The 24491-nt window shown below is 64.2% G+C and carries 25 protein-coding genes and 3 pseudogenes; 11 read left to right on the top strand and 17 right to left on the bottom strand.

Annotation, left to right across the window (positions count from 1 at the left end; genetic code table 11):
* Positions 1-57: 57 nt before the first annotated feature.
* On the top strand, positions 58-516 hold the full coding sequence (locus FRAAU_RS11085; protein ID WP_041270545.1) for a ClpXP protease specificity-enhancing factor: 459 nt from the start codon (positions 58-60) through the stop codon (positions 514-516).
* 72 nt (positions 517-588) lie between these two features.
* Here the strand turns inward: FRAAU_RS11085 and FRAAU_RS11080 are convergent, their stop codons facing one another.
* Genes FRAAU_RS11080 through FRAAU_RS11070 form a run of 3 tightly spaced genes read right to left on the bottom strand, consistent with a single transcriptional unit; the run spans position 589 to position 2213 of the window.
* Positions 589-999, bottom strand: coding sequence for a DUF3301 domain-containing protein (locus FRAAU_RS11080; RefSeq protein ID WP_014403618.1), 411 nt, complete (start codon positions 997-999; stop codon positions 589-591).
* 58 nt (positions 1000-1057) lie between these two features.
* Positions 1058-1918: a carboxylating nicotinate-nucleotide diphosphorylase gene (nadC, locus tag FRAAU_RS11075; protein WP_014403617.1), complete on the bottom strand. Its 861-nt coding sequence runs from the start codon at positions 1916-1918 to the stop codon at positions 1058-1060.
* Between the two features lie 25 nt (positions 1919-1943).
* Positions 1944-2213 (bottom strand): Trm112 family protein, encoded by a 270-nt coding sequence (locus FRAAU_RS11070; protein WP_014403616.1) that lies wholly within the window; start codon positions 2211-2213, stop codon positions 1944-1946.
* A gap of 93 nt (positions 2214-2306) precedes the next feature.
* On the opposite strand from FRAAU_RS11070, the gene purE reads away from it, so the two are divergent.
* Both purE and FRAAU_RS11060 read left to right on the top strand, forming a co-directional pair.
* Positions 2307-2810: a 5-(carboxyamino)imidazole ribonucleotide mutase gene (gene purE, locus FRAAU_RS11065; protein WP_014403615.1), complete on the top strand. Its 504-nt coding sequence runs from the start codon at positions 2307-2309 to the stop codon at positions 2808-2810.
* Entirely contained in the window at positions 2807-3967 is a 1161-nt protein-coding gene (locus tag FRAAU_RS11060) for a 5-(carboxyamino)imidazole ribonucleotide synthase (protein WP_014403614.1), read from the top strand. Before purE ends, FRAAU_RS11060 begins: the two co-directional genes overlap by 4 nt.
* Before the next feature lie 102 nt (positions 3968-4069).
* Here the strand turns inward: FRAAU_RS11060 and sodB are convergent, their stop codons facing one another.
* Positions 4070-4648, bottom strand: coding sequence for a superoxide dismutase [Fe] (sodB, locus tag FRAAU_RS11055; protein WP_014403613.1), 579 nt, complete (start codon positions 4646-4648; stop codon positions 4070-4072).
* Between the two features lie 123 nt (positions 4649-4771).
* On the opposite strand from sodB, the gene grxD reads away from it, so the two are divergent.
* The 3 genes from grxD (at position 4772) to olsF (ending at position 7715) form a co-directional block, all read left to right on the top strand.
* On the top strand, positions 4772-5092 hold the full coding sequence (gene grxD / locus FRAAU_RS11050; RefSeq protein ID WP_014403612.1) for a Grx4 family monothiol glutaredoxin: 321 nt from the start codon (positions 4772-4774) through the stop codon (positions 5090-5092).
* A 135-nt stretch (positions 5093-5227) separates the two neighbouring features.
* A complete protein-coding gene (locus FRAAU_RS11045) occupies positions 5228-5827 on the top strand; it encodes a YhgN family NAAT transporter (RefSeq protein ID WP_041271074.1) in 600 nt (199 codons plus the stop codon).
* A gap of 103 nt (positions 5828-5930) precedes the next feature.
* On the top strand, positions 5931-7715 hold the full coding sequence (gene olsF / locus FRAAU_RS11040; RefSeq protein WP_014403610.1) for a bifunctional ornithine lipid synthase OlsF: 1785 nt from the start codon (positions 5931-5933) through the stop codon (positions 7713-7715).
* 197 nt (positions 7716-7912) lie between these two features.
* Here olsF and FRAAU_RS11035 read toward each other — a convergent pair whose 3' ends face one another.
* Positions 7913-8701, bottom strand: coding sequence for an alpha/beta fold hydrolase (locus FRAAU_RS11035; protein ID WP_014403609.1), 789 nt, complete (start codon positions 8699-8701; stop codon positions 7913-7915).
* A 129-nt stretch (positions 8702-8830) separates the two neighbouring features.
* On the opposite strand from FRAAU_RS11035, the gene FRAAU_RS11030 reads away from it, so the two are divergent.
* Positions 8831-9748 (top strand): LysR family transcriptional regulator, encoded by a 918-nt coding sequence (locus tag FRAAU_RS11030; RefSeq protein WP_014403608.1) that lies wholly within the window; start codon positions 8831-8833, stop codon positions 9746-9748.
* Between the two features lie 185 nt (positions 9749-9933).
* Here the strand turns inward: FRAAU_RS11030 and FRAAU_RS11025 are convergent.
* Both FRAAU_RS11025 and FRAAU_RS11020 read right to left on the bottom strand, forming a co-directional pair.
* Positions 9934-10152: pseudogene (locus tag FRAAU_RS11025) on the bottom strand (acetyl-CoA C-acetyltransferase); the annotation flags it as partial.
* Positions 10139-10900: an SDR family NAD(P)-dependent oxidoreductase gene (locus FRAAU_RS11020; RefSeq protein ID WP_014403607.1), complete on the bottom strand. Its 762-nt coding sequence runs from the start codon at positions 10898-10900 to the stop codon at positions 10139-10141. The gene FRAAU_RS11020 and the pseudogene FRAAU_RS11025, both read right to left, overlap by 14 nt.
* 125 nt (positions 10901-11025) lie before the next feature.
* Here FRAAU_RS11020 and FRAAU_RS11015 point away from each other — a divergent pair, with 125 nt between their 5' ends.
* A complete protein-coding gene (locus FRAAU_RS11015; RefSeq protein WP_014403606.1) occupies positions 11026-11955 on the top strand; it encodes an AraC family transcriptional regulator in 930 nt (309 codons plus the stop codon).
* Positions 11956-11976: 21 nt separating this feature from the next.
* Here the strand turns inward: FRAAU_RS11015 and FRAAU_RS11010 are convergent, their stop codons facing one another.
* From FRAAU_RS11010 to FRAAU_RS11000, 3 genes are read right to left on the bottom strand one after another with little or no spacing between them, the layout of a single operon-like run.
* On the bottom strand, positions 11977-13275 hold the full coding sequence (locus FRAAU_RS11010; protein WP_014403605.1) for an acetyl-CoA C-acetyltransferase: 1299 nt from the start codon (positions 13273-13275) through the stop codon (positions 11977-11979).
* Positions 13272-14165 carry a MaoC family dehydratase gene (locus tag FRAAU_RS11005; protein WP_083841166.1) on the bottom strand — a complete coding sequence of 298 codons (894 nt, stop codon included), beginning with the start codon at positions 14163-14165 and terminating at the stop codon, positions 13272-13274. The genes FRAAU_RS11010 and FRAAU_RS11005 overlap by 4 nt, the downstream gene beginning before the upstream one ends.
* On the bottom strand, positions 14165-15478 hold the full coding sequence (locus FRAAU_RS11000; protein WP_014403603.1) for a 3-oxoacyl-ACP reductase: 1314 nt from the start codon (positions 15476-15478) through the stop codon (positions 14165-14167). Before FRAAU_RS11000 ends, FRAAU_RS11005 begins: the two co-directional genes overlap by 1 nt.
* Before the next feature lie 358 nt (positions 15479-15836).
* Here FRAAU_RS11000 and FRAAU_RS10995 point away from each other — a divergent pair, with 358 nt between their 5' ends.
* The 3 genes from FRAAU_RS10995 to FRAAU_RS10985 are packed head-to-tail and all read left to right on the top strand — an operon-like array spanning position 15837 to position 17606.
* Positions 15837-16181 (top strand): hypothetical protein, encoded by a 345-nt coding sequence (locus FRAAU_RS10995; RefSeq protein ID WP_041270543.1) that lies wholly within the window; start codon positions 15837-15839, stop codon positions 16179-16181.
* Between the two features lie 55 nt (positions 16182-16236).
* A complete protein-coding gene (locus FRAAU_RS10990) occupies positions 16237-16680 on the top strand; it encodes an Rrf2 family transcriptional regulator (protein ID WP_014403601.1) in 444 nt (147 codons plus the stop codon).
* A 2-nt stretch (positions 16681-16682) separates the two neighbouring features.
* Positions 16683-17606 (top strand): NAD(P)/FAD-dependent oxidoreductase, encoded by a 924-nt coding sequence (locus tag FRAAU_RS10985; protein ID WP_014403600.1) that lies wholly within the window; start codon positions 16683-16685, stop codon positions 17604-17606.
* A 393-nt stretch (positions 17607-17999) separates the two neighbouring features.
* Here FRAAU_RS10985 and FRAAU_RS17725 read toward each other — a convergent pair whose 3' ends face one another.
* The 7 genes and pseudogenes from FRAAU_RS17725 to FRAAU_RS10965 form a co-directional block, all read right to left on the bottom strand.
* On the bottom strand, positions 18000-18710 hold the full coding sequence (locus tag FRAAU_RS17725; protein ID WP_280985214.1) for a PDDEXK nuclease domain-containing protein: 711 nt from the start codon (positions 18708-18710) through the stop codon (positions 18000-18002).
* A 176-nt stretch (positions 18711-18886) separates the two neighbouring features.
* A pseudogene (locus tag FRAAU_RS17875) lies at positions 18887-18946 on the bottom strand (hypothetical protein); the annotation flags it as partial.
* A gap of 33 nt (positions 18947-18979) precedes the next feature.
* The gene (locus FRAAU_RS17715; protein WP_245546351.1) at positions 18980-19147 is read right to left on the bottom strand and encodes a DUF1016 N-terminal domain-containing protein; all 168 of its coding nucleotides are present in this window, start codon (positions 19145-19147) and stop codon (positions 18980-18982) included.
* Positions 19148-19161: 14 nt separating this feature from the next.
* Positions 19162-19446: pseudogene (locus FRAAU_RS18030) on the bottom strand (integrase); the annotation flags it as partial.
* 10 nt (positions 19447-19456) lie between these two features.
* Complete coding sequence (locus tag FRAAU_RS10975) at positions 19457-20278, bottom strand: tyrosine-type recombinase/integrase (protein ID WP_425598074.1); 822 nt, start codon at positions 20276-20278, stop codon at positions 19457-19459.
* A 493-nt stretch (positions 20279-20771) separates the two neighbouring features.
* On the bottom strand, positions 20772-21770 hold the full coding sequence (gene gnd, locus FRAAU_RS10970) for a phosphogluconate dehydrogenase (NAD(+)-dependent, decarboxylating) (RefSeq protein WP_425598091.1): 999 nt from the start codon (positions 21768-21770) through the stop codon (positions 20772-20774).
* Positions 21771-21954: 184 nt separating this feature from the next.
* Entirely contained in the window at positions 21955-24444 is a 2490-nt protein-coding gene (locus FRAAU_RS10965) for a DUF3772 domain-containing protein (RefSeq protein ID WP_014403597.1), read from the bottom strand.
* Positions 24445-24491 lie beyond the last annotated feature (47 nt).

Here is a 24491-nt window from a genome sequence, read left to right as displayed (position 1 = left end):
CGAATGTCGAGTCAGCAAGACGACATGGTCGGATCGATGAACAATCAAACAATGCAAATGACTTCCAACCGCCCCTATCTGCTGCGGGCGATCTACGACTGGATCACGGACAATGATCTGACGCCTTATCTGCTGGTGGATGCGCAGCAGCAGGGCGTGCGTGTGCCGCCGCATGTGATCAAGAACGGTCAGGTGGTGCTGAATCTGGCGATGCGTGCCGTGGCCCATCTGGAACTGGGCAATGAATGGATCAGTTTCCAGGCCCGCTTTTCGGGTGTCAGTCACTCCATTCTGGTTCCGCTGTCGGCGGTGCTGGCCCTGTATGCCCAGGAAAACGGCCAGGGCATGATGTTCCCGGCCGAAGACGAGCAGGAAGCTCCTTCTTCGCCGGCACCGGCTGCCGCGCCGCGGGCCGTGGAAGACAGTCCGCGGCCCGAGGGCGGGGATGAGCCGCCGCCGGGTGACAAGCCGACGGGCAAGGGGCGCGGAGCCTCGCACCTGCGGGTCGTCAAGTAAGTCCGGGACGATCCGGCCCGGCGCAGGGTCGTCAAGCCGGCGTCGCCCGCCATCCGTTGCGCAACGGCCCAGTCAGTGCAGGCGACTGTGCTGGCTGCGGCGGATGCGTTCGCTCAGATCAATGATCTGGGCGCTGGGCCGGGTGCTTGCTGTTGGCGCCGGTTCGGGCGTGCTGCCGCTGATCGTGGGCAACTGGTAGCCATGGATGCCGGCTGCGGTCATCCACAGTCGACTGGCCTCGCGGTCGGCTCCGTCGATGCTGACATCGAAGGCATAGCCGCGGATCAGTGACAGGCGCCCGTCATGTCGGCGCAGACGCAGACTGCGCAGGCCGACGGTTTCGTCCAGCAGCTGCAGGCCGTGTCGCTGGCAGAGGCGGCGTGCCTCGTTGGCGGCCAGTTCGCGGCCGCGACTGAGTTGCAGCCAGCCCAGGCCGGCAGCCAGCATCATCAGCAGGGTCAACAGATCAGCGAGGTTGCTCATGGCTTGAGTGTGGGGGTGGGGCGGACCGGCTGCAAGTGGCTGATGGCCGCCGCCGTGGTCACGCCGGCAGCGGGTCCAGTCGCAGCGAAAAATCGATGGCCCGGACATGCTTGGTCAGGGCGCCGATGGAGATGAAGTCCACGCCGGTTTCGGCGATGGCCTGCAAGTGTTCGCGCTCGGCATTGCCGGAGACTTCCAGGGGGACGCGGCCGGCGGTATGCGCGACGGCGGCGCGGATCTGTTCCAGTTCGAAGTTGTCCAGCATGATGCGGTCGACGCCTGCCGCAATGGCCTGTTCTAGCTCGTCGAGGTTCTCCACTTCCACTTCCAGCGGCAGCGCCGGGTGCTGCTGCCTTGCCTTCTTCACGGCGGCGGCGATGCCTCCCGCGGCCAGGATATGGTTTTCCTTGATCAGGATGGCATCGTAGAGCCCGAAGCGATGGTTGACGCCGCCGCCGCAGGCCACGGCGTACTTCTGCGCGATCCGCAGGCCGGGCACGGTCTTGCGGGTATCCAGCAGGCGGGTGCCGGTGCCGGCAACGAGGCGGGCGTAGTCGGCGGTACGGGTAGCGGTGCCGGACATCAGCTGCAGAAAATTCAGGGCCGAACGCTCCGCCGTCAGCAGGGCGCGGGCATCGCCCCGCAGGGTGCAGATCAGGCTGTCCGCCTCGACCTGTCCACCGTCCCGGACGGTCCAGTCGATCTCGACTTCCGGATCCAGTCGGCGAAAGCAGGCATCGAACCACGCGGTGCCGGCGATCACGGCCGCTTCGCGGCAGCGCAGCCGCGCCGTGGCCCGGGTTTCATAAGGCACCAGGCTGGCGGTGGCGTCGCCAGGTCCCAGGTCTTCGGTCAAGGCGGCATGAACATCCCGATCGATCTGTTCGACCAGGGTTTCAGGGTCAATCTCGAAGTGCATGGGGTTTTCCTGAAGCGTTGAGAACTCAGTCGATGCTGCCGTGAGGCAGCTGCTGGGTACCGATGCCTTCTTCGGGCAGCATCACCGGGATGCCGTCGTGAATCCGGTAGACCAGCTGTCCATCGGTGGTGATCAGCGCTTCGCGCAGCGCTTCGGTGACCGTGACATCGGCGACTGTGACCAGGCTGGCCTGTTCGACCATCTGGTTGAGTGCGGCCAATTCACGCGCGGTCGCCATGCGCAGCGGGCGCTTGCTGACCGGGCAACACAAAATATCGAGCAATCGCTTATCCATAGAACCTGACACGAGCGTAGCGGGAGGGGCCGGGCCAGAGGGGCGCCGGATCGCCTGAATGCCGTACAATAAACCCTTTTGGACAGGCAGACCATGTCTTCGATAGTCAGCACAGCGCGCATCGGCGTGGTGATGGGGTCGCGTTCGGACTGGGAGACCATGCAGCATGCGGTTGATGTGCTGGTCAAACTGGACGTTCCGCACGAGGTGGAGGTCGTTTCGGCGCATCGCACGCCTGACCGGCTGTTCGAGTATGCCGCCACGGCCGTGGATCGTGGTCTGCATGCCATCATCGCCGGTGCCGGCGGCGCGGCCCATCTGCCAGGCATGCTGGCCGCCAAGACCCGCTTGCCGGTGCTGGGCGTGCCGGTGCAGTCCAAGGCCCTGAATGGCATGGACTCGTTGCTGTCCATCGTGCAGATGCCGGCCGGGATTCCGGTGGCCACGCTGGCCATCGGACGGGCTGGCGCGGTCAATGCCGGCCTGCTGGCGGCGGCCATGCTGGCGGTGCATGACCCGCGGCTTGCCGAGGCGCTGGATGCCTTCCGCCGTGAGCAGAGCGAATCGGTGCTGGCACATCCGGATCCGCGGGCATGAGCGGGCAGGGTATGGTGCTGGGCGTGCTCGGTGGTGGCCAGTTGGCGCGCATGCTGGCCCAGGCGGCCTCGCCGCTGGGTATCCGGACCTTGGCGCTGGATCCCGCTGCCGGCGGCTGCGCGGCCGATGTGGCGATGACCCAGCAGGCTGAGTGGGATGACTGGGCGGCCTTGCAGCGCTTTGCCGACCAGGTCGATGCAGTGACCTTCGATTTTGAAAACGTGCCGGCGGCCACGGCGCGCTGGCTGGCCGAACGGGTGCCGGTCTATCCGCCGCCCGAGGCGCTGGAGGTGGCCCAGGACCGGTTGACCGAAAAAACCTTGTTCCGCGCCTGCGGCCTGCCGACGCCGGAGTTCCGGGCCATTGCCAGCCGGGACGAGCTGGAGGCGGCCGTGGCCGGGATCGGCTTGCCGGCCATTCTCAAGACCCGGCGGTTGGGTTATGACGGCAAGGGCCAGTTCCGTTTGCGCGAACCGGCGGATATCGAGGCGGCCTGGCAGGCGCTGGGTGCCCAGGCCGAGACCGTCGGCCTGATCCTGGAAGCCTTCGTGCCCTTCGAGCGCGAACTCTCGGTGATTGCCGTGCGCGATCGTCAGGGTGGTTTCCGTGGCTGGCCGCTGACCCGCAACTGGCATGTCGACGGGGTGCTGAGCCTCAGTCTGGCGCCGGCGCCGCAAGTGGATGCCAGCGTGATTGCCGAGGCGATGGGGCATGCCCGGACCTTGGCCGAGCGGCTGCAGTATGTCGGCGTGTTCGCGCTGGAGCTGTTTGTGCGTGATGGCCAGCTGCTGGGCAACGAGATGGCGCCGCGGGTGCACAATTCCGGGCACTGGACCATCGAGGGTGCCGTCACCAGCCAGTTCGAGAACCATGTCCGGGCGGTGCTGGGTCTGCCCTTGGGGCTGACCGCAGCGCGGGGACCGGCCGCGATGTTCAACTGGATCGGCGAGTTGCCGGACCGTCGCGCGGCGCTGGCGGTGCCGGATCTGCACTGGCATGACTATGGCAAGACCGCGCGTGCCGGTCGCAAGGTGGGGCATGCCACCGTTTGTGCGGCAGAGGCCTCGGCCTTGGCAGGGCGATTGGAGCAGGCGGCACAGATCCTGGGCCGGGCTACTCAGGCCGAGCCCGCGATTTCGCTGCTGCGGCAGGATTGAGCCTGCCGGATCGGGCATTCGGTCCGAAGGTACGGCACAAACGAACACGGCGCCCTCGGGCGCCGTGTTCGTTTCGCGGGTCGAAACCCTGCCTTGCCGGGATCAGCCCAGGTTCTTGGCGGCAAAGTCCCAGTTCACCAGCTTCCAGAATTCTTCCAGATACTTGGGACGGGCATTGCGGTAATCGATGTAATAGGCATGCTCCCACACGTCGACGGTCAGCAGCGGGGTGTCGCTGCCGGTCAGCGGGGTGGCGGCATTGGAGGTGTTGACGATGGCCAGCGAACCGTCCGGACGCTGCACCAGCCAGGTCCAGCCGGAGCCGAAGTTGCCGGCAGCCGACTTGCTGAATTCTTCCTTGAACTTGTCCAGCGAGCCGAAGGCGCTGTTGATGGCGTCGGCCAGCTTGCCGGTCGGGGCGCCGCCGCCGTTGGGGCTCAGCGAGTTCCAGTAGAAGGTGTGGTTCCAGATCTGGGCCGCATTGTTGAAAACGCCGCCGGAGGCCTTCTTGATCACGTCGACCAGGTCGGCATTCTCGAATTCGGTGCCCTTGACCAGATTGTTGAGATTGGTCACATACGACTGATGATGCTTGCCGTAATGGAATTCGATGGTTTCGGCCGAGATGGTCGGCTCAAGCGCATTCTTTTCGTACGGCAGGGGCGGAAGTTCAAACGCCATGATGGCAGCTCCTTAGCGGTGGCTGGGGGGAGTGGACTAGGATAGCAGGTCCACCCCGGCAGCGAAGTGATCTCGCTGCTACAATACCGACAATTCCGATTGGTCGGAGATTGAAGGCCCGCTATGGACGTCAACGAGCGTATCAAAGCCATCCTCGTCGAACATCCCGTCGTGCTCTTCATGAAGGGGACGCCGGCATGGCCGATGTGCGATTTTTCCGCCCGGGCGGCGCAGGCGCTGACGGCAACCGGGGCCCGTTTCCAGACGGTCAATGTGCAGGCCGACCCCCAGATCCGCTCGGCTTTGCCGCATTTCTCCAATCTCTCGACCTTTCCCCAGCTGTTCGTGCAGGGCGAATTGATGGGGGGCTGCGACGTGATCGAGGAACTGCATCAGGCCGGCGAGCTGGGCAGGATGATGGCGGATGTACTGGCGGTGCCCTGAGTTGTCGATGACGGTCTGAACGCGGTGCTTGAAAGAGGCGGGCTGCCATCGTCGCAGGCGATGGTCCCGGGTTTTGGTGATTGACCGGCATCCGCAGGACGTGATGGCCAGGGGTGGAGAGTGATGGAAGCGCAGATGACGACGTTGTCGGCCGGGATCCTTTTGTTTTTGATCATGGATCCGCTCGGCAATATTCCGATTTTTCTTGGCTTGTTGAAGGATGTCCCGGCCGAGCGGCGGGTGCCGGTGATGGTGCGTGAACTGCTGATCGCGCTGGCGGTGCTGCTGGTGTTTCTGCTGGGTGGCCAGCACATTCTGCATCTGTTGAGCCTGAAGCAGGAATCGATCAGTATCGCCGGCGGTATCGTGCTGTTTCTGATCGGTATCAAAATGGTGTTTCCGCCGGCCGGAGATGGCGGCATTTTCGGCAAGAATGAAGGCGGCGAGCCTTTTATCGTGCCGCTGGCCATTCCCGGCGTGGCCGGGCCTTCGGCGATGGCGGCCTTGTTGCTGCTGACCGACAGTCAGCCGGGTCGTACGGCCGATTGGGCGATGGCCTTGTTTGCCGCCTGGCTGGCGACGGCGCTGATTCTGCTGTCTTCGGCCTATCTGTTCCGCTGGCTGGGCCGCAGTGTGCTGACGGCACTGGAGCGGGTGATGGGCATGCTGCTGATCGCCTTGTCGGTGCAGATGTTCCTGGCCGGGCTGGAGAGTTATCTGCACATGGCGAAGTAAGCCGCCGGCTTTTTCGACAACATGGTGTAATTCATGATTTTTTTCATCATCCTGCTGTCATAATCGCCGGCAAGGATAGATGGCAAGTTTCTAGGAGGCGGTCATGTTCAAAGTGGAACAGACCTTGATGGAGCGGATGCCTTGGCTTGCGCGCTACCCCCGTATCAAGCGCCCGGTGTTGGGGATGCTGGAACGGCTGGCGGACGAAGACAGGTTCAATCACATCCTGCGCGAATGCGGCGCGGCCGAGGGTTTTGATTTCGTTGATCGCGGGCTGGAATGCCTGGGCGTCGGTCATCGCGTCAATCCGCGCGAGCTGGAAAACATTCCGGTGGAGGGGCCGTTGCTGATCGTGGCCAATCATCCGCTGGGCATGAGCGATGCCCTGACCTTGCTGCAGCTGGTCGGTTCGGTGCGTCGCGATGTGAAGATCCTGGGCAACGACTGGCTGGCGGCGGTGCCCCCGCTGAAACGACTGCTGCTGCCGGTGGATGTGTTCAGCAAGGGGGCGGGCTCGCGTCTGCGGGCTATCTATCGTTGCCTGGACCAGGGGCAGGCGCTGATCATCTTCCCGGCCGGCGAGGTCTCGCGGATGCGGGCCGGCGGCGTTCGCGACGGTCGCTGGTCGGACGGCTTCGCGCGGATTGCCTTCAAGACGGGGGCGCAGGTGCTGCCGATCCATATCGGCGCGCGGAATTCGGCGATGTTCTACGGTCTTTCGCTGCTGGCCAAGCCGCTGAGCACGGCGATGCTGCCGCGCGAAGCGACTTCGCCGGTCAGTCGTCGACTCAGCATCAGCGTGGGGCGGGCCATCGATGCGGCCGAGCTGCGCCAGAAATCCGGTGACTCGGTATTGCGGGCGGCCCGCCTGATGCGTCGCCATGTCTATCGTGTCGGCCGTCATCGCGGCCTGATCTTCGGTGGTCAGGCGCCGCTGGCCTTGCCCGAGCGGGCGGATCAGGTCGCCGCCGAACTGATGGCCCAGGGCGAGAAGCTCTCGACCGTGCCGGACGGCAAGCAGCTGTGGCTGTTTCCCGGTGCCGCCGACAGTGTGGTTCTGCGCGAAATAGGACGTCTGCGCGAGCTGACCTTCCGGCGGGTCGGCGAGGGCACCGGCATGCTGCGCGACCTCGACGCTTACGATGTGCATTACGAGCATCTGCTGCTGTGGGACCCGGTCAGTCTGCGCATCGTCGGCTCGTATCGACTCGGTCATGGCGGCAAACTGCTGGCTCGCGGTGGAATTTCCGCGCTGTACAGCGCCAGCCTCTTCAATTATTCACCGGCTCTTGAATCGCGGCTGGAGCAGGGCATGGAGCTGGGCCGCAGCTTCATCGCACCGGCTTTCTGGCGTTCGCGGGCGCTGGACCAACTGTGGCAGGGTATCGGCCTGTATCTGCAGCGACATGCCGAAGTCCGTTACGTATTCGGTCCGGTCAGCATGTCGGTCAGTCTGCCGCGCGAGGCGCGCGAATGGATTGCTGCCGCGCATCGCCATTATTTCGGAGTCAGCGGCCTGGCCAAGGCCAGACAGCCATTCGTGGTGTCGCCGGAGGTGGTAGAGGGCGTCAATCAGGCGTTGGACGGACTGGATCCGGCCGCCGGTCTGGGCAAATTGAAGAACCACCTCGATGCTCTCGGCGTAACCCTGCCGGTGCTTTATCGCCAGTATGTCGACCTGGTCGATCCGCAAGGCGTGCAGTTTCTGGATTTCGGCGAGGATCCGGATTTTTCCGGTTGCGTCGATGGCCTGGTGATGCTTGATCTGGCCAATCTGAAGCCTTCCAAGCGGGTTCGTTATCTGGGCGCTGAACGCGCCGCCGCGCTGGCCGAGGCGGCCAAGGCCGGCTTGACAGGATTCGGCCAGGCGCCGTCGTCGGCCGCCTGATCCGGAGCAGGCCGACCGCGATGCGGAGACTTCCGCAGGCGTGCTGGATGCCGTGCAGACCAGGCTTCGAGGGCCTGGTCTGCTGCCGGCTGGACTCCGCACTATCGTATCGCTTCGTACTCCCCGGCATGGCGCACCGGGGTAGTGGAGCCGGTCCTTGGCAGGCATTGCTCAACGGATGGGGGAGCTGGCGGACATCAAGCGACTGCTGGCAGGCGTTGGCAGAAGTTTTCGATGGCTGCAGCCACTGCGTCAGGCGCTTCCAGCATGGCCAGATGTCCGGTTCCCGGCAGAACCTCCATGACCGCATGTGGCAGGTGCGCGAGTAAGCTTTGGCGCAGTATTTCGGGGGGATCGACGCGATCCAGCTCGCCGGCCACGACCAGAGTGGGGACTTCGATGTGCTCCACTTGTTTGCTGATATCTTGCTGACTGCTCGCCATCGGCCACGCATGTTTTGCCGCTGCCGCAGCACGCAGGCTGTCTGAGATGACTTGTTCGCGATCCTCCCTGGAAATCGGCCGGGCCGTCAGCACCTGGTCGAGGGTGGCTTCCACCGAGGCACGGCTGTCATAGGCATGGGTCATCGCAGTACGTGCGGCTTCGGGCAAGGCCATCGGCGATGGCGGAGCGGGTGCAATCAAAATAAGCCCGGCAAGCTCTGAAGGGCGTCTTGAGGCTATCAGCTGAGCGACCTTGCCGCCCATTGAATGGCCGACAAGTACATAAGACGACAGGCCCAGAGCGGCGATCACGCCCATGGCATCATCGGCCAGCTCGGTCAGTCCATAGCCTTCGGCGGGGGCATCAGACTCGCCCCAGCCGCGGTGATCGAGGGCGAAAGTCCGGAACGTCGGACTGAGTACACTCTGGACGTGCTTCCAAGTACGTGACGAGCCCCCCCAGTAGTGCAGAAAGACCAGTGCCTGGCCATTTTCGCCTTGTGCGTTGACGTGGATATTGATCCCGTTGCATGTGATTTTCATATTTCAAGTCCTGGTCGCTGTGTCTGTCAGGCCGTGCCTGACGATCGCATCAGCTTGAACCCGTTCCCCATGATTGATAATCCATTCTTGATGATATAGATCTGATAACAGTGCTATCGGATGAAAGTTATGGATCGATTAAAGAGCATGGCCGTGTTCGTCACGGCTGTCGAAGAGGGCAGCCTGGTTGCGGCCGCACGGCGACATGGCTTGTCACCATCGATGGCGGGTAAGCATGTGTCTGCTATCGAAGCACAGCTGCAGGCTCGACTACTTCAGCGCAGCACCCGCAGGCTGGCCTTGACTGAGGTGGGGCAGACTTACTACCGGCGCTGCAAGCGACTGCTTGATGACTACGAGGAGGCGAATTGCGAGGCGCAGGAGACGCAACAGCAGGTGCGAGGAAGGCTGCGGGTGGCCGCGCCGACGACCTTCGCTGCACTGCATCTGGGGCCCGTGGTGGCCAGTTTTCTTGCCGAGTATCCTGAGGTTTCGGTGGAAACTCTTTTAAGTGACCGCTATGTCGATCTGCTGGCCGAGGACATTGACGTGGCCATCCGCATCGGACGTCTGGGCGATTCCGATCTCGTCGCGAGGCGACTTGCTGAATGCCGGATGGTGTTCTGCGCAGCGCCTGCGTTGCTGGCACGGCTGGGTGAAACTGCCAGTCTCGAAACACTCCGCCATGCACCTCGGCTTGCCTTCACCGAAGCCATCTCTCTGGGGGATTGGAGCATCACGGATCCGGCCGGCCGGAGTCATCGGCTGGAAGGCGCGATCCGGCTCGCCGCAGACGATATGCAGATGCTGCTGGCGGCAGCGCTGGCCGGTGCCGGGGTGGCGTATGGCCCAAGTTTCGTGTTTGGCGAATATATCGCCCGTGGACTGCTTCGCCAATTGTTGCCGGATCACGCGACAGCGGAGTTGGCCATTTACGCGGTGTTTCCGAGCAAGCGGCATGTATCGTTGAAGCTTCGCCGGTTCATTGAGCATCTGACCATTCAGCTGGATGGAAGTCCGTGGGAGCATGGTCATCGCGTCGATTGAGGGGGCGCAAGCTTTTGAGGGCGAGTTGTCGACGTTGTCCCGGCTGACACGGCTGGGGCATAAGCATTCCCGAATCAGGAACTGCGGCAAGGGATATTTTGACCAAGGCTTGAGGTCGGCTGGGCCCGAAGGCCTGCTGCCGGTCGCAAGTCCATGGTCGGCGTGGTGGCGGCCACGCCAGCCGCTCAACGCTCAACGATGGCGACCACGCCCAGACCACCGGTGGCACAGATCGAAATCAGTCCGCGACCGCGGTCACGCTGGGCCAGCTCCTTGGCCAGGCCGGCCAGCATCCGTCCGCCGGTCGCGGCAAACCGATGGCCGGTACTCAGCGCGCCGCCATTGATGTTTATCTTGCTGTCATCGATCGCGCCCAGCGGGGCTTCGAGCTCAGATCGCCATGCCGCCGGAGACCTCGATCCGCTGCGCATTGATCCATCGGTTGTCCTCGGAGACCAGAGAGGCGATCATCGGCCCGATATCCTCGGGCAGGCCGGGACGGCCCAGGGCTGTCACAGCCGAGATGCGTCGGTTCACCACCGGGTCGTCACGCACGATGCCGCCGCTGAAGTCGGTCTGGACGGCGCCGGGTGCGACCACGTTGACCCTGATCCGGCGCGGACCCAGTTCCTTGGCCTGATACCGGCTGAGTATCTCCACCGCCCCTTTCATGGCGGCATAGGCGCTGCTGCCGGGATAGATGATGCGGGTCAGGCCGGAAGAGATGTTCACGATATGGCCGCCATCGCTCAGCAAGGGCAGCAGTTGCTGGGTCAGCAGATAGACGCCTTTGAAATGGATCCGATAAAGCGCATCCAGATCTTGCTCCAGGGCATCGGAGAAGGCGGCATGGTGAGAGATGCCGGCATTGTTGACCAGTACATCGAACCGGCTTGCGCCAAACTCCGTCAGCGTCGACTGCACGGCCTGGGCAAATCCTGAAAACAAGGTGCTGTCACCGCAGTCCAGAGGCAGGGCTGCCGCCTGACGGCCCTGGGCGCGAAGACGCGATACCACCTCCGTGGCTTCGTCGTCGCGTCGGTGATAGGTAAGGATGACATCCAGACCACGCCTGGCAAGTTGTTCGCAGGTATTGCGGCCCAGCCCGCGGCTGCCGCCGGTGACCAGGGCGATTCGGTTGGAAGAGGGCATGAGAACTCCGGTTCGTGTTTGCAGTTCTTGCACTATGTGGCATCTTCTTCGGTCTTCGGTGCCGTGAACTGGTCATTTCTTGCCTGTTCCTGCCTGACTGGTACGAGGTTTTGATTGAGGGCAAGATGAACAATCTGGTCGCCGCCATTGCGGCCCATGCCGATGGGCTGTCGGATCAGCCGTTTCTGGCCACGGCGATTGACGGGCTGCTGTTGCTTCGCAGCGCACAGGCCCGGACCCCCAGTCATCGCATCGCGAAACCCGCGCTGTGCGTGGTGGCTCAGGGTGAGAAATGGACCAGCTTCGGCAGCGAGCAGCATCATTATCGTGCCGGCGAGGCCTTGCTCGTGACCGTGGAGATGCCTTCGGTGGGGCAGGTTGTCAGGGCGACGCCGCAGCAGCCGTTTCTGGGACTGGTGCTGGAGCTCTGTCCGCGGATTTTGCAGGAGGTTCTGGAGCAGATGCCTGTGCCCCCCGGTGAATCGCCGGCCTTTGAGGGCGGGGCGCGTGTCATTTCGGCAGGATCATTGCTGACGGATTCGCTGACGCGACTGGTCCGCCTGCTGGATCGGCCTCAGGCTGTGCCTGTGGTGGCGCCGCTGGTGTTGCGCGAAATCTGCTATGAACTTCTGGCGGGGGAGCAGGGGCCTGGAATCGCGGCGATGATGTTGGCGCATACGCGGCGAGGACGCATCCTGCAGGCCATCCATCTGTTGCGTCTGCAGTTCGCCCGGCCTTTGGGCATCCAGGCACTGGCTGCGGTGGCAGGCCTCAGCCCCTCGGCCTTTCATCGGCAGTTCAAGGCTGTCACGTCCCTGACTCCGATCCAGTACCAGAAGCAGCTGCGGCTGCTGGAGGCGCGGCGCTTGATGCAGGGAGAGTGGCTCAAGGCCGAAGTGGCTGCCTATGCCACCGGCTACCGCAGCGCTTCGCAGTTCAGTCGCGACTATGTCCGCATGTTCGGGTGCCCGCCCGGCAGGGATGCCAAGGCAAGGCGGCCCGCGCGGCCAGACCTGCAACGAAGGCGCAGACCTCCGTTGCAGGCGCAGGGCTGATCAGATCGACGCCGGTGGCACTCAGCGCTCGATGATGGCGACCACGCCCAGACCGCCGGCGGCACAGATCGAAATCAGTCCGCGACCGCTGCCACGCTGGGCCAGCTCTTTGGCCAGGCCGGCCAGAATCCGTCCGCCGGTCGCGGCAAACGGATGGCCGGTACCCAGCGAGCCGCCGTTGATGTTCATCTTGCTCTGGTCGATCGCGCCCAGCGGCGCCTCCAGGCCCAGCCGGTTGCGCGCGAAATCCGGCGACTCCCAGGCCTTCAGCGTGCACAGTACCTGGGCGGCAAAGGCTTCGTGGATCTCGTACAGGTCAAAATCCTGCAGGCTCAGGCCTTCCCGAGCCAGCATCCGAGGCACCGCATAGGCCGGTGCCATCAGCAGACCTTCCTTGCCGCTGGCAAAGTCCACGGCGGCGGTTTCGCCGGTGCGCAGCCAGGCCAGCACCGGCAGGTCATGGGCCTTGGCCCACTCCTCGCTGGCCAGCAGCACGGTGGAGGCGCCATCGGTCAGCGGCGTGGAATTGCCGGCGGTCAGCGTGCCGGCTTGGCGGTCATAGGCGGGTTTCAGGCTGGCCAGCTTCTCCAGCGTGCTGTCCGCCCGCAGATTGTTGTCGCGCTTCAGGTCGCGGAACGGGGTGATCAGGTCGTCGAAGAAGCCGCGATCGTAAGCCGCCGCCAGATTGTGGTGGCTGCGCAGCGCCAGTTCATCCTGGGCGGCACGCGGGATATCCCAGTATTTGGCCATCAATTCGCAGTGCTGGCCCATCGACAGGCCGGTGCGCGGCTCGCCGTTGCGGGGCAGCTGCGGCTTGAAGAACATATCGGGACGCAGTGCCGAAAAGGCTTTCAGCCGGCCGCCGAGATCGCGGGCCCGGTTGGCTTTCAACAGGATCTTGCGCAGCTTCTCGTTGATGGCGATGGGCGCATCCGAGGCCGTGTCGACACCGCCGGCAATGCCGACCTCGATCTGGCCGAGGGCGATCTTGTTGGCAACCAGGATGGCCGCTTCCAGGCCGGTGCCGCAGGCCTGCTGGATGTCGTAGGCCGGGGTTTCCGGCGACAGGGTGGTCGACATCAGAGTTTCGCGGGCCAGATTGAAATCGCGCGAATGCTTGAGCACGGCACCGGCGGCGAATTCGCCCAGCCGTTCGCCACTCAGCTTGAAGCGATCCACCAGGCCTTGCAGCGCGGCGGTCAGCATGTCCTGATTGCTGGCTTGGGCATAGGCGGTATTGGCGCGGGCAAACGGAATCCGGTTGCCGCCCAGAATAGCGACCCGGCGGGCCGCGGGGGGCGCAAATGAAGGCGAACTCATACGGTGGCAACTCCTTGCAGATGGCCGGAGAGATGAGGCACCTCGGTGCCGGCCCGGTGGACCGCGAAATGCTGATGATCGGCCGTGGCCAGCAGGCTGGCCTTGCCCGGCAGCAGGGCCGGCGTCTTGAAGCGGACACTGACTTCGGCCGTGGCCAGCTGGGCCTTGGGCAGCAAGCTTCCCAGCGCACGTGCCTTGCTCCACATGCCGTGGGCGATGGCGCGGGGATAGCCGAACAGACGCGCCGTCCATGGATACAGGTGGATGGGGTTGTAGTCGCCGGCCACCTTGGCATATCGCCGGCCCAGATCGGCCGGCAGCGTCCATGACTCAAGCTCGGTGAGGGTTTCGCTGCTGGCGGGCTCGGAAGGAAAGGCCGGCCCCTGCGGATGGCGCACGCTGCGTGACAGATACACGCTCTCGCTTTCCCAGGCCAGCTCGCCGGCGAGGGCCGCTTCGGTCTTCAGCACGATCAGCTGTCCCTTGGGATGGGCCAGCTGGCGAGTGGCCTGCACCTGCAGCTTCAAGGCCTGCCCGCTGGCCAGCGGGCGATGCTGGCGTATGGTGTTGGCGATATGGACCAGGCCGACGGCGGCATAGGGGAAGTCCGGCTCGATCAGCAATTGCATCTGCAGCGGAAAGGCCAGGATATGCGGATAGGTCAAGGGTACCAAGGTGGTCGAGGGCAGCTGACAGACCTGGGCGTAATCGGCGACTTCACTGGCGCGTATCGGTGCCGAAGCCTGTTCCAGCACGGTCAGCGGCAGCTCGGCCTCCGGCCCGGAATGCTTGCGGCTGCTGCGGACCGCGCGCCACAGCAACTGCTTGCGCGGCAGCGGCAGATCGACGGCTTGCACGCGATGTGGAAAAGCATGGATGGGCTGCATCATCAGGCTCCGAGCAGGCTTTGGCCGCAGACGCGGACGATCTGGCCGTTGACGCCGCGGGAGGCGGGATCGGCCAGCCAGGCGATGGTTTCGGCCACATCGACGGGCAGGCCGCCCTGCGACATGGAATTCAGACGACGGCCGGCTTCCCGGATGCCCAGCGGAATCTTGGCGGTCATCTCGGTTTCGATAAAGCCCGGCGCCACGGCATTGATGCTGCCTCCGATGGCCGCCAGGCGTGGAGCCAATGACTGCACCAGACCGATGATGCCGGCCTTGGAGGCGGCGTAGTTGGTCTGGCCCAGATTGCCGGCAATGCCCGAGATCGATGAAACGCAGACTACGGCGGCCTGGGGCTTGAGGCCGTCACCTTGCAGCAAGGCTTCGGTCAGGCGTTGCGGCGCCAGCAGATTTACGGCCATGACGCTGGACCATTCGGCCTCGCTCATCTTGGCCAAGGTCCGGTCGCGGGTGATGCCGGCATTGTGGACCACGATATCGAAGGGGCCATGCTTCAGCAGCTGCGCGCCGGCATCGGCGGCGGTGATGTCGAGCGCCACGTATTGACCGCCGGTACGATGGGCGATTTCCCGCAGCCCGTTTTCGGCCGCAGGCACATCCAGAGCCACCAGTTCGGTGCCCTGGCGGGCCAATACCTGGGCGATGGACTTGCCGATGCCGCGCGAAGCGCCGGTGACCAGGGCGCGTTTGCCTTGCAGGGGCCGGGCCGGATCGGTGGCGGGGACGGCCGCGGCCGGGGGCGGGCCGATCCGCACGACCTGTCCTGATACATAGGCCGAGCGGTAGGACAGGAAGAACCGCAGGCTGCTGTTGATGGCTGCCGGGTCGGCCGGGTCCACATACAGCAGCTGGGCGGTGATGCCGCGGCGCAGTTCCTTGCCGACCGAGCGGACAAAGCCTTCCAGGGCGCGCTGCGCGATCCGGACGGATTCATCCGTGGCCTGTTCCGGCGGCAGGCCGAGCACCAGAATACGGCCATTGCTGGCGACCCGTTTCACATGCGTGTGGAAAAAACGGTACAGCTCGGCGAGGGCTTCAACGGATGTCAGGCCGCTGGCGTCAAACACCAGTGCGTGGACCTTGGGGGCGTAGGGGGCATCCGGCAGATTCATGGCCGCCAGCTGGGCCCTCAGGCTGGCTTGCAGAGGACTGTCAGCGCTGCCGCCCAGCAAGGTCGGCAGCCTGGGCTCGCCGGCAGCGGCGCGCAGCAGTTGCACGGGTTGGGGCAGCCCGGCCTTGCGGCTGAACCAGCGTCCGAAACCGCTTTCCACGAAACGAAGATAACGATCACTCATAACCCACTCCTTTGCTGGTCAGGACGTGTCGGCTGTCCTGATCGTACTTGATCGAACTTCGTTCGACAGCCGTGGCCGCGACGGCGCGATAGGCCCGAACGCCGGTCCGGGCGACGGCATGCGCTTGAGTATACTTCAAACGTTTGTATGAATTGCAGGCATGTTGAGGGGGCTTCGGATGGTCTGGCGGCTTCGGTTCACGTAGATTCGCGCTATGGAGCGGGCTTGGCCGACAAGAGCATGGTTGCTGCCTGGCTGGCCAGGCTGGCGCCGCGCTGGCGTGAACAGCGGTGCCGCTGTCTGCCTCGACTCCCGATTCCGAGACGCTGCCAATCTGGCTCGCAGGCAAGGGGCATGGATGTTCGGTGTCGGAGACCAGGGCCGGGACAAGCCGATCGCGGACAAGGATGGCTGGCGTCAGGCGTTCGGTGAAAACAGTCTGGTGGCCGCAAGTCCAAATAGGGCACGGATTTGGCTCTACCTTGGGCCGCTTCGAGGGATCGCCACCAACGGAATCAGTGTCGGCGCTTTGCCAGCCTCGCCCTGCGCCTGCAGCACGACATGGCGCGTCGAGATTGCTTTGAAGGCTGGCCTGGCATGTAAAGGTCAGCCTGTCGGCGGCGCCCGCGCCCACTCGGCCACGCACATGCTGTCGGCAAGTGCGCAGCATGTGCAGGCCCGGATCAACCATCCAGATCGGTGACCTCAGCAACTGTCTTGCCTTGACACACAGCTCAATACGAAACATCATTAGTTACATGAATCGTGATAGCCGGCTGTCCTCCGTCCTGCATGCGCTGCTGCACATGGCCGAGCAGGAGGGTCCCGTCACTTCGGAAACCCTGGCGCAATGCTTGGTCACCAATCCGGTCGTCGTCCGGCGCACCATGGGTTATCTGCGACAAGCGGGCATCGTGACCTCGGAACGAGGCCACGCGGGTGGATGGCGCATCCATGCCGACCTTGGCTCCATCACCCTGCGGCAGTTGCACGAAGCGCTGGGCGAGCCCGCGATGTTTGCCATCGGCAACCGCAACGAAGCCCCGGATTGCCTGGTCGAGCAGGTGGTGAATACCGCGCTCGAAGGCACGTTGGCAGAGGCAGAGGCGCTGCTTCTCAAGCGGTTTGCGGAAATCACCCTTGCTGATCTGGCCGCCGACTTCGCGCGCCGGCATGCAGCTGCACGACACAAGAGGAGTTGACCATGCACTACGACGTTATCGTCATCGGCGGGAGTTATGCGGGGATGGCAGCGGCCCTGCAACTGGTGCGGGCGCGCCGGGCCGTGCTGGTGATCGATGCAGGAGAGCGGCGCAACCGCTTCGCCAGCCATTCACATGGTTTTCTCGGCCAAGACGGGGTGCCGCCCAGCGAGATCGCAGCGAGCGCACGGCGCCAACTTGACGCCTACCCAACGCTGACATGGCTCGAAGGCCGGGTCGAAGCCGTCACAGGGCGGGCGGATGAATTCACGGTCGCGACGTCTGACGGCGGATCGCACCATGGCCGCCGCATCCTGCTGGCCACCGGCGTTGCCGACCAGTTGCCTGCCGTCGAGGGGCTCGCCGAGCGCTGGGGCAAGTCGATCTTCCACTGCCCGTACTGTCATGGCTACGAACTTGGCCAAGGCCGCATTGGCATCGTCGGCTGCAGCCCGATCTCCATCCACCAGGCCGAACTGCTGACCGATTGGGGAAGTGTGACCTTGCTCGTCAACGCAGCCGTGGACCTGAGCCAGGAGGACGGGGCCGCATTGGAACGTCGGGGCGTGACGATCGAGGAATCACCTATCGTCAGAATCGAAGGGCATGCCGATGTCGCAATGGCCGACGGGCGCCTGCTTCGATTTGCCGGCCTGTTCACAGCGACACGCACTTCTCCTTCTGGCTCTCTGGCCGAAGCCATGGGCTGCGCGCTGGAAGAGATGCCCATGGGTATCCAGGTTCGCACCGATGCCGAGAGCAAGACCACGGTGACTGGCGTATTTGCCTGCGGTGACGTTGCGCGCGCGCCCCATTCGGTGTCGCTGGCCGTTGGCAATGGAGCCATGGCAGGCGCCCAGGTCCACCGATCTCTGCTTTGGCCCGAGACCATCGCTCCCACGCATGCGGTAGGCCGCGTTCGATGACGCCGTTCTCCCCGCCGACAGCCGTATAGTGTCATACAGAGAGGATCGTGCCGGGCCTTCGGGACCGGTATAGGATGGTGGGCGTGCTGCTGGCCGAACGCGCGCTTGCTGACGCTTCAGTTCCTGCCACTAGCCGAGCGCCTGAATACGTGGAAGTGCACCTGCGGCTCAAGCCCGGTGCGTCTCTGGTCGTCGTGCATCACCGCCTTCCCAGCGAATTTCCCGTCAAGGACTAATAGCTCGCGCGCCATGCGGCGTTCGCGGCAGCTTCCGGTATGCCTAGGCCCCACGCTGAAGGCCGCATTGCGGCCATCAAGGAACGGAGGCCAGAGCTTTTACCGCAGTAGGGTGTCGATCTCCTTAGAGAGGTAGGCGGTACGCCGGGACGAACGGCTACAGCTTGTCGTCCTTGAGAGACAGCGCTCCGCGAGATTCGAGCAGACGCCGCGTGTTCTCAAGTTCTTTTTGCAGCAATTCGGCGTCCGGCAGTACCGTCCGGTAGTTCGCTGCCATCACCTTGGTAGGCAAGCCATCCAACGCATACCGCGCCAGGGCATGGCTCTTGTCGGCGCACAGGATCAGGCCCGCCGGTGGGTTCTCGTTCGGGTAAGCCCAATGCCCCTTGGCATAGTTGCAGTACATGTGCATCTGCCCCACATCGGCATGGGTCAGGCTGCCCAGTTTCAAGTCGATGATGACCAGGCAGCGCAGCTTGCGATGGAAGAACAGCAGATCGACCCGATACCAGGTCTGGTCGATGCGCAGCCGACGTTGCCGCCCGACGAAGGTGAAGCCTTCACCCAGTTCCAGCAGGAAGTCTTCCAGCCGCTGGATCAAGGCCGCTTCCAGGTCGGATTCCGAATACTCGTCCTTGAGGTCGAGGAACTCCAGCACATACGGGTCTTTGATGGCGTCGTTGGGCGTGACCGCATCTTCGGGCTTGGCCATGGAGCCCTTGAGCAGCATCGCCGCCTTGTCCTTGGACAAGGCCGTGCGTTCGTAAAACTGGCTGCCGATCTGTCGATCAAGCTGGCGCACGCTCCAGCCGCCGCGCAGCGCCTCGGCCTCGTAGAACTGGCGTGTATGGTCATCTTTGACCGACAGCAGCCGGACATAGGCTGACCACGGCAGGGTGAAGACCTGGGCCAGTTCGGAGAGGTCGAATTTCCGAGACAGTGTCTGGGATTTCTCGGCAAGCGACTCAGTCCCAATTTCCCAGACACTGTCTGGGAAATCTCGGGCTGGGGGTATGCGAGGAAGAAACGCCGCATGCTCTCCAGGTTGTTGACACCGAACCCGCGCCCGAATCGTGCCGTCAGGTCGGCGGACAGGCGTTCCATCAACTGCTCGCCGTAACCGGCCCGTCGTCTGCCTTACTGCTCGGCCTCGACGATCCGGCGGCCAATCTCCCAATAGCTGGCTGTCATCAGTGCGTTGACGCTGCGCGCCGCTGCCTGGCGCGCAGCATCCAGCAGTTCCACGATACCGCCGTGGATGCCAGCGTAGCCGGCAGGTAAGGCGGCGGGCTTCCGCGTTGCCACGGGCGTCTTCCTTGTCATGCTGTCACCTCCATAGAGCGGGATGTCCCGGTAATCGCCAGCCGCCGACTCGCCACCAGTTCGGCCGCATCCCGCACTGGCTTGTCCTCGGTATGAACATCGTGCATAAACATCGCCACGGTCTTGTGACCTGTGTGCTTCATGCCCACCTTGGTCGGCACGCCCGACTTGGCAATATCGGTCGTCGCCCGGTGGCGGATGCCATGCGTGCCAACGTGCGGCACATCTGCGGTCTTGAGCACGCGCGTCCAGCCGCCGTAGTGTTCGCCGTGGGTCATGTGCCGGGTCGGGTCATTCGGCGACGGCGGGCGGCGACGGCGGGACGTAGGGGCAGCCGTCCAGCTGCGGTACCGTCGAAAGCAGCAGACAGGCTTCCTCGCTCATGGGCTTGGAGATACCGCCAGTCTTGCTGCCTGGCCAGACGACGCGACGATGCTCCAGATCAACCCAGCTCCATTCCAGCGGGCAGATTTCGGAGCGCCGTGCGGCAAACTCGAATTGCAGGCGGATCGCCAGCGGGATGACGTAGTTTTCCAGTTTTTCCGCCTCCAGGTGTTCCAGGTGACGGAAGATCCGCACCAGCTCATCGTCCACGATGAGCCGGGTTTCCTTGCCGGGCGGGTACGTCGGGACGTGGCGGCACGGATTCGTGCCGTTCGGGCGCAGTCCCCACACTTCGGCCAGGTTGAACATCTTGCGCAGCACGCCGAAGGTGCGGTTGGCTTCGGCCTGCTTGTAGGCCAGTTTCTTCATCAGCGCGGCCACGTCCGGGTGCTTCACGTCCTGCACCTTCATCCGTCCCATGATCGGGATGATGCAGCGGTCGATGACGCCCTGATAGCCGCGTTGTGTGCTGGGCTTGTTGCGCTGCCTGGAGTAGTCCTCCATGAAGGTGTGGCAGAACTCCTTCATGGTCGGTGCCTTGCGGGCGGCATTCTTGGCCGCGCTGGGGTCGCCACCCTTGCGTACCTCGGCCAGCCACTCCTGCGCCATCGTGCGCGCCTGATCGACCGTTAGTTCCCCGTACTGGCCCAGGGCTGGCTGACGGCGCTCGCCGGCGTGGGTACGGTAGGGGGCATGAACACTTGGTGGCCCGCAAGGGTGATCTTGCACAGGAAGCCAGGCACCACGGCGTCCCGCAGTTCGATGGACTTGTCTGGTGGGCGTGCCGCATCGACTGCGGATTTGTGAGCTTGATCATCAACATGACGACTTCTCGGAAAACCAGGTTTCCAGGAGCCGCACGGGAGCCACTCGAGGAGAAGCCCGGCCAATTTTCGGAGAGCACCGGCCCAGGTTGAACTCGGCTAAGTGATGGATAAACCAGCTGTATCGGGCCTTGGCGTAGTCCAGCGAAATGCGATGCTGGAGTCATCGTGAAACAAAAAAAGGCCCGCAGAGGGGAAGCTGCGGGCCTTGGGGGATCCATCTGTTCACGGCAGGGAGGGGAAGCCCTGGATCGTGGGTGGGAAAGGAATGCCTCACGACATCCACGATTCAGAGAATAGGCCCGCCATGCTTAATTCCCGGTGAAGATCAGTGACGACCGGCCGCAATGGCCGATTGTCGTTCACCGAAGGTGCATCGAGATACGGTCAGAGCCGCGTTACTGCTTGCCCTCGACGTGGCCGCCGAAGCCCAGGCGCATGGCCGAGAGCATCTTTTCGGCATAGGTGTGTTCCTGCCGCGAACGGAAGCGGGTATACAGGGCGGCGGTCAGCACTTCGGCCGGCACGGCTTCCTCGATGGCGGCCTCGATGGTCCAGCGGCCTTCGCCGGAGTCGTTGACGAAGCCCGAGAAGTTTTCCAGGCCCGGATCCTTGGCCAGGGCGATCGAGCACAGGTCCAGCAGCCAGGACGAGACCACGCTGCCGCGGCGCCAGACTTCGGCGATGTCGGCCATGTTCAGGTCAAAGCGCTCGCCTTCCGGCAGGCTGGCCTGGTTGCGGTTGCGCATCACGTCGAAGCCTTCGGCATAGGCCTGCATCAGACCGTATTCGATGCCGTTGTGGACCATCTTGACGAAGTGGCCGGAGCCGGCCGGTCCGGTATGCAGATAACCGAGTTCGGCGCGGGGATCGTGCTTTTCGCGGTTCGGCGTCTTTTCGACATCGCCGATGCCGGGAGCCAGGGTCTTGAAGATGGGATCCAGGCGATCCACCACGGCCTTGTCGCCGCCGATCATCATGCAGTAACCGCGGTCCAGGCCCCAGACGCCGCCGGAGGTGCCGACATCGATATAGTGCAGGCCCTGCTCGGACAGCTGCTTGGCGCGGCGCACGTCGTCGTGCCAGTTGCTGTTGCCGCCATCGATGATGGTGTCGCCTTTTTCCAGCAGGCCGGCCAGTTCCTGCACGGTCTTTTCGGTGATGTCGCCGGCGGGCACCATCACCCATACGGCGCGCGGTGCGGGCAGGGCTTCGAGAAAGCCGGCCAGCGAGTCGACGGCGGTGGCGCCGTCGTCAGCCAGCGCCTGGCGTGCCTTGGCGTCGACGTCATACACGGCCACGGAGTGGCCATCGCGCATCAATCGCCTGGCGATGTTGCCGCCCATCCTGCCTAGTCCGATCAAACCGAGATGCATGTGCTGGCTCCTTTTCTCCAGTGGATATCGGGCGTGGCCGGACCGACGGGTGCGGACTGCGACCACGCGACTCAGTGATTATGGCATTTCCCGGCCCGTTCGCGGGGTTTGGCCGGTATTCGTGCCCTCGTGATACGCGATCCAGCCTGTGACCATGGATCCGAATGGCTTTGATTTAGGCCTGCTGGGCCGGTCAGGCCGGGCTTCAAGGATCGGTCGCCGGTCCGGGCAGAACGGCGCCGGTATCGGCCCGTGCCGGTTCCGGCGTTGCGGGGCTGTTGTTCTGGATCACCAAGCTTTGCGGACTGGACAGGGCAATCCCATGCTCGCGCAGGCAGCGCAGGATCTCGAACAGCAGGGCGCTCTTGCTGGCGCTGATTTGACGGGGGCTGGCGACATAGCCTGTCACGCTCAAGGTCATGCCGCTGGCATTGAGGTCGGTGAAGCTGACCGAGGTGGCCGGTTGCGCGACAATGGTGGTTTCGCGGGCAAAGCAGTCCAGCAGGATGGCTTTGACGGCTGCTGGATCGGTATCCAGCGGAAAGGTCATGGCAATGGTCACCAGGCCCTGGGCATGACCCATGGTGATGTTGCGGACATTGCCGGAGATCAATTGCGAGTTCGGCACGATCACCGTGGACTTGTCGGACAGCAGGATTTCCGTGGCGCGGACATTGATGCGCTGCACATCGCCCTGGACGGGGCCGGCGATGCTGATCATGTCACCGACCCGGATGGGCCGCTCGGTCAGCAGAATCAGTCCGGAAATGAAGTTCTTGACGATTTCCTGCAGGCCGAAGCCGATGCCCACCGACAAGGCGCTGACGATCCAGGCCAGCCGCTCCCATTCGATGCCCAGTGCATTCAGGGCAGCCAGGGCGATCACCACATAGCCGATATTGGTGACCAGCATGACCAGCGAAGCCTGCATGCCGGTATCCAGCCGGGTTTTCGGCAGCAGGCTGCCCTCCAGCCAGTGGCGCAGGGTCCGCAGCAGATAGCCCCCCAGAATCAGGGCCAGCAGCGAATCCAGAACCTGCATCGGCATGATCCTGAATTGCTTCAGGGCATCGCCGCCCAGTGCGCTCATCGCGCCGCGGAACAGGGTGGCCGGGTCATTGTCGAAGTGACCGCCGAACAAGGCCAGCAGGCACAGCATCACCAGGGTGACATGGATGATGGCGGTCAGCACGGTGCCGGAGGCATCCAGCCAGTCGTCAGGCAGCCCGGTCAGGCGCGACAGCCACGGCCGCTCGGCATCGGGGCCCGGATTGATCAGCGTCTGGCAGATGTCGGTGGCCAGCCTGTCCAGCAGATAGCCGGTGGCGATCACGATAAAGAACCAGATCATCTCGTAGACCATGAAGCGTGCCAGCGAGATATAGCCCAGCAACAAGGCGCCCAGACTGATGATGACCACCAGATACAGCAGGGGCGGCAGCAGATGGACCCGATCCTGTTCGGTCGTCGAGGATTCGCCCGGTGGATTCAGCTGTCGGCGGATCCGTCGGGCCCGTATCACGGCTGTCAGCAAGGTCACGCTTAGAATCAGCGAGACCAGGCCATTGCCGAAGATGGTGACCGGCAGGCTGGTGCCGACGGCGGAGTTGATCTGTTCCAGGGTGCCGAAGGCCATGGCCAGCACGGCAATCAAGGTCGGGTAGATGCCGAGCACGTTGGCCACGGGATCCGGTATCGCCGGCAGCCGCCAGCTGGGGCGGTGCACCGACAGCAAGGCGCGACCGAGGCCGGCGACCAGGGCGCATGCGATCGCCGTGCCGCGCACGGTCCGGGCAAAATCGGTGAGGCCGTCATCTGTGGCCAGCTGGCGGGCAAAGGCCAGATACAGCAGTTCGGCGGCCAGACCTACGGCCAGTACGCTGCTCAAGGCCACCGCCATGGCCAGGGCGCTGCGGCGCAGCCGGCCGACCGGCAGGCGCTGGATGCACAGCCGGGACAGCTGCGCTTCCAGCCAGCGCAGGCCGGGCAGCCAGATCAGGATGGCTGCCAGCACCAGCAGGCTGGTCAGAGGCCAGCGCGGCCCGCTCCATGCCTGGGTCAGGGCCTGACCCCAGGCATGGGCAAAGTCACCCAGTCGCTGCCGGTCCTGCGCGCCCGGGTGCAGGGCCGGCGACCAGAAGTCCGGATCCAGCACGCTGATGGTCGGGCGTGCCAGTTCCGAGCGCAGCACGCGGCGACGCTGATTGGTGATCTGCCGCGACAAGGTGCTCAGACTGTGGCGGAGGTCCTGGACCTGGGCGACCTGGGTGTCGACCGTAGCCTTGCGGCGATTCAGGTCCGCGCGGCGTTTGGCCAGCTCCGGGGCTTCGGCAGGGGCGCCCTTGGCGGGCGCCGGTCCCAGCACCTCCAGGGCCGAGCGCAACTGGTTCTGCAGGGGCGTCAGGGCGGCCAGCAGATCGCCGGCATCGTCGTTGAGCTGGCTGGTCTGGGTATAGAGGTCACCGAGATCACTGTCGCTGGACTGCGGGGTGATCCGCTGCCTGATGGCATCGAGCCTTGCCTGTTGCTGGGCCAGCCGCGTCGCGGCGGAGGCTGGCGTGATCTCGGTCTCGCGTGCGCCGGCCTGCGTGCTGGCGGCGGTAGCCGGAGCGGTCTGGGCCATGGCCGTACTGCCCAGCAGCAGGCCGCAGAACAGGAGTGCAAGCAGGCGAAGACAGCGACGATGCAGGCTCAAGCGGATATCCGGTGTCGATGGGCACAGGCTGCAGTATCGTGCCTGCC

It is taken from the genome of Frateuria aurantia DSM 6220, assembly GCF_000242255.2.
Lineage (GTDB): Bacteria > Pseudomonadota > Gammaproteobacteria > Xanthomonadales > Rhodanobacteraceae > Frateuria > Frateuria aurantia.
Note: the sequence above shows the minus strand (reverse complement) of the source record. Positions and strands in the feature narration are given on the sequence as shown.

What these genes read in the sequence shown, in the direction of transcription:
- grxD (WP_014403612.1), top strand. Translation starts at nt 4,772, where the DNA reads ATGGACGTCAACGAGCGTATCAAAGCCATCCTCGTCGAACATCCCGTC.
- FRAAU_RS10990 (WP_014403601.1), top strand. Translation starts at nt 16,237, where the DNA reads ATGAATCGTGATAGCCGGCTGTCCTCCGTCCTGCATGCGCTGCTGCAC.
- FRAAU_RS11020 (WP_014403607.1), bottom strand. Translation starts at nt 10,900, where the DNA reads ATGCCCTCTTCCAACCGAATCGCCCTGGTCACCGGCGGCAGCCGCGGG.
- FRAAU_RS11015 (WP_014403606.1), top strand. Translation starts at nt 11,026, where the DNA reads ATGAACAATCTGGTCGCCGCCATTGCGGCCCATGCCGATGGGCTGTCG.
- sodB (WP_014403613.1), bottom strand. Translation starts at nt 4,648, where the DNA reads ATGGCGTTTGAACTTCCGCCCCTGCCGTACGAAAAGAATGCGCTTGAG.
- FRAAU_RS11070 (WP_014403616.1), bottom strand. Translation starts at nt 2,213, where the DNA reads ATGGATAAGCGATTGCTCGATATTTTGTGTTGCCCGGTCAGCAAGCGC.
- purE (WP_014403615.1), top strand. Translation starts at nt 2,307, where the DNA reads ATGTCTTCGATAGTCAGCACAGCGCGCATCGGCGTGGTGATGGGGTCG.
- FRAAU_RS11005 (WP_083841166.1), bottom strand. Translation starts at nt 14,165, where the DNA reads ATGATGCAGCCCATCCATGCTTTTCCACATCGCGTGCAAGCCGTCGAT.
- FRAAU_RS11030 (WP_014403608.1), top strand. Translation starts at nt 8,831, where the DNA reads ATGGATCGATTAAAGAGCATGGCCGTGTTCGTCACGGCTGTCGAAGAG.
- nadC (WP_014403617.1), bottom strand. Translation starts at nt 1,918, where the DNA reads ATGCACTTCGAGATTGACCCTGAAACCCTGGTCGAACAGATCGATCGG.
- FRAAU_RS11035 (WP_014403609.1), bottom strand. Translation starts at nt 8,701, where the DNA reads ATGAAAATCACATGCAACGGGATCAATATCCACGTCAACGCACAAGGC.
- FRAAU_RS11080 (WP_014403618.1), bottom strand. Translation starts at nt 999, where the DNA reads ATGAGCAACCTCGCTGATCTGTTGACCCTGCTGATGATGCTGGCTGCC.
- FRAAU_RS11000 (WP_014403603.1), bottom strand. Translation starts at nt 15,478, where the DNA reads ATGAGTGATCGTTATCTTCGTTTCGTGGAAAGCGGTTTCGGACGCTGG.
- FRAAU_RS11045 (WP_041271074.1), top strand. Translation starts at nt 5,228, where the DNA reads ATGACGACGTTGTCGGCCGGGATCCTTTTGTTTTTGATCATGGATCCG.
- FRAAU_RS10985 (WP_014403600.1), top strand. Translation starts at nt 16,683, where the DNA reads ATGCACTACGACGTTATCGTCATCGGCGGGAGTTATGCGGGGATGGCA.
- FRAAU_RS11085 (WP_041270545.1), top strand. Translation starts at nt 58, where the DNA reads ATGACTTCCAACCGCCCCTATCTGCTGCGGGCGATCTACGACTGGATC.
- FRAAU_RS10995 (WP_041270543.1), top strand. Translation starts at nt 15,837, where the DNA reads ATGTTCGGTGTCGGAGACCAGGGCCGGGACAAGCCGATCGCGGACAAG.
- olsF (WP_014403610.1), top strand. Translation starts at nt 5,931, where the DNA reads ATGTTCAAAGTGGAACAGACCTTGATGGAGCGGATGCCTTGGCTTGCG.
- FRAAU_RS11060 (WP_014403614.1), top strand. Translation starts at nt 2,807, where the DNA reads ATGAGCGGGCAGGGTATGGTGCTGGGCGTGCTCGGTGGTGGCCAGTTG.
- FRAAU_RS11010 (WP_014403605.1), bottom strand. Translation starts at nt 13,275, where the DNA reads ATGAGTTCGCCTTCATTTGCGCCCCCCGCGGCCCGCCGGGTCGCTATT.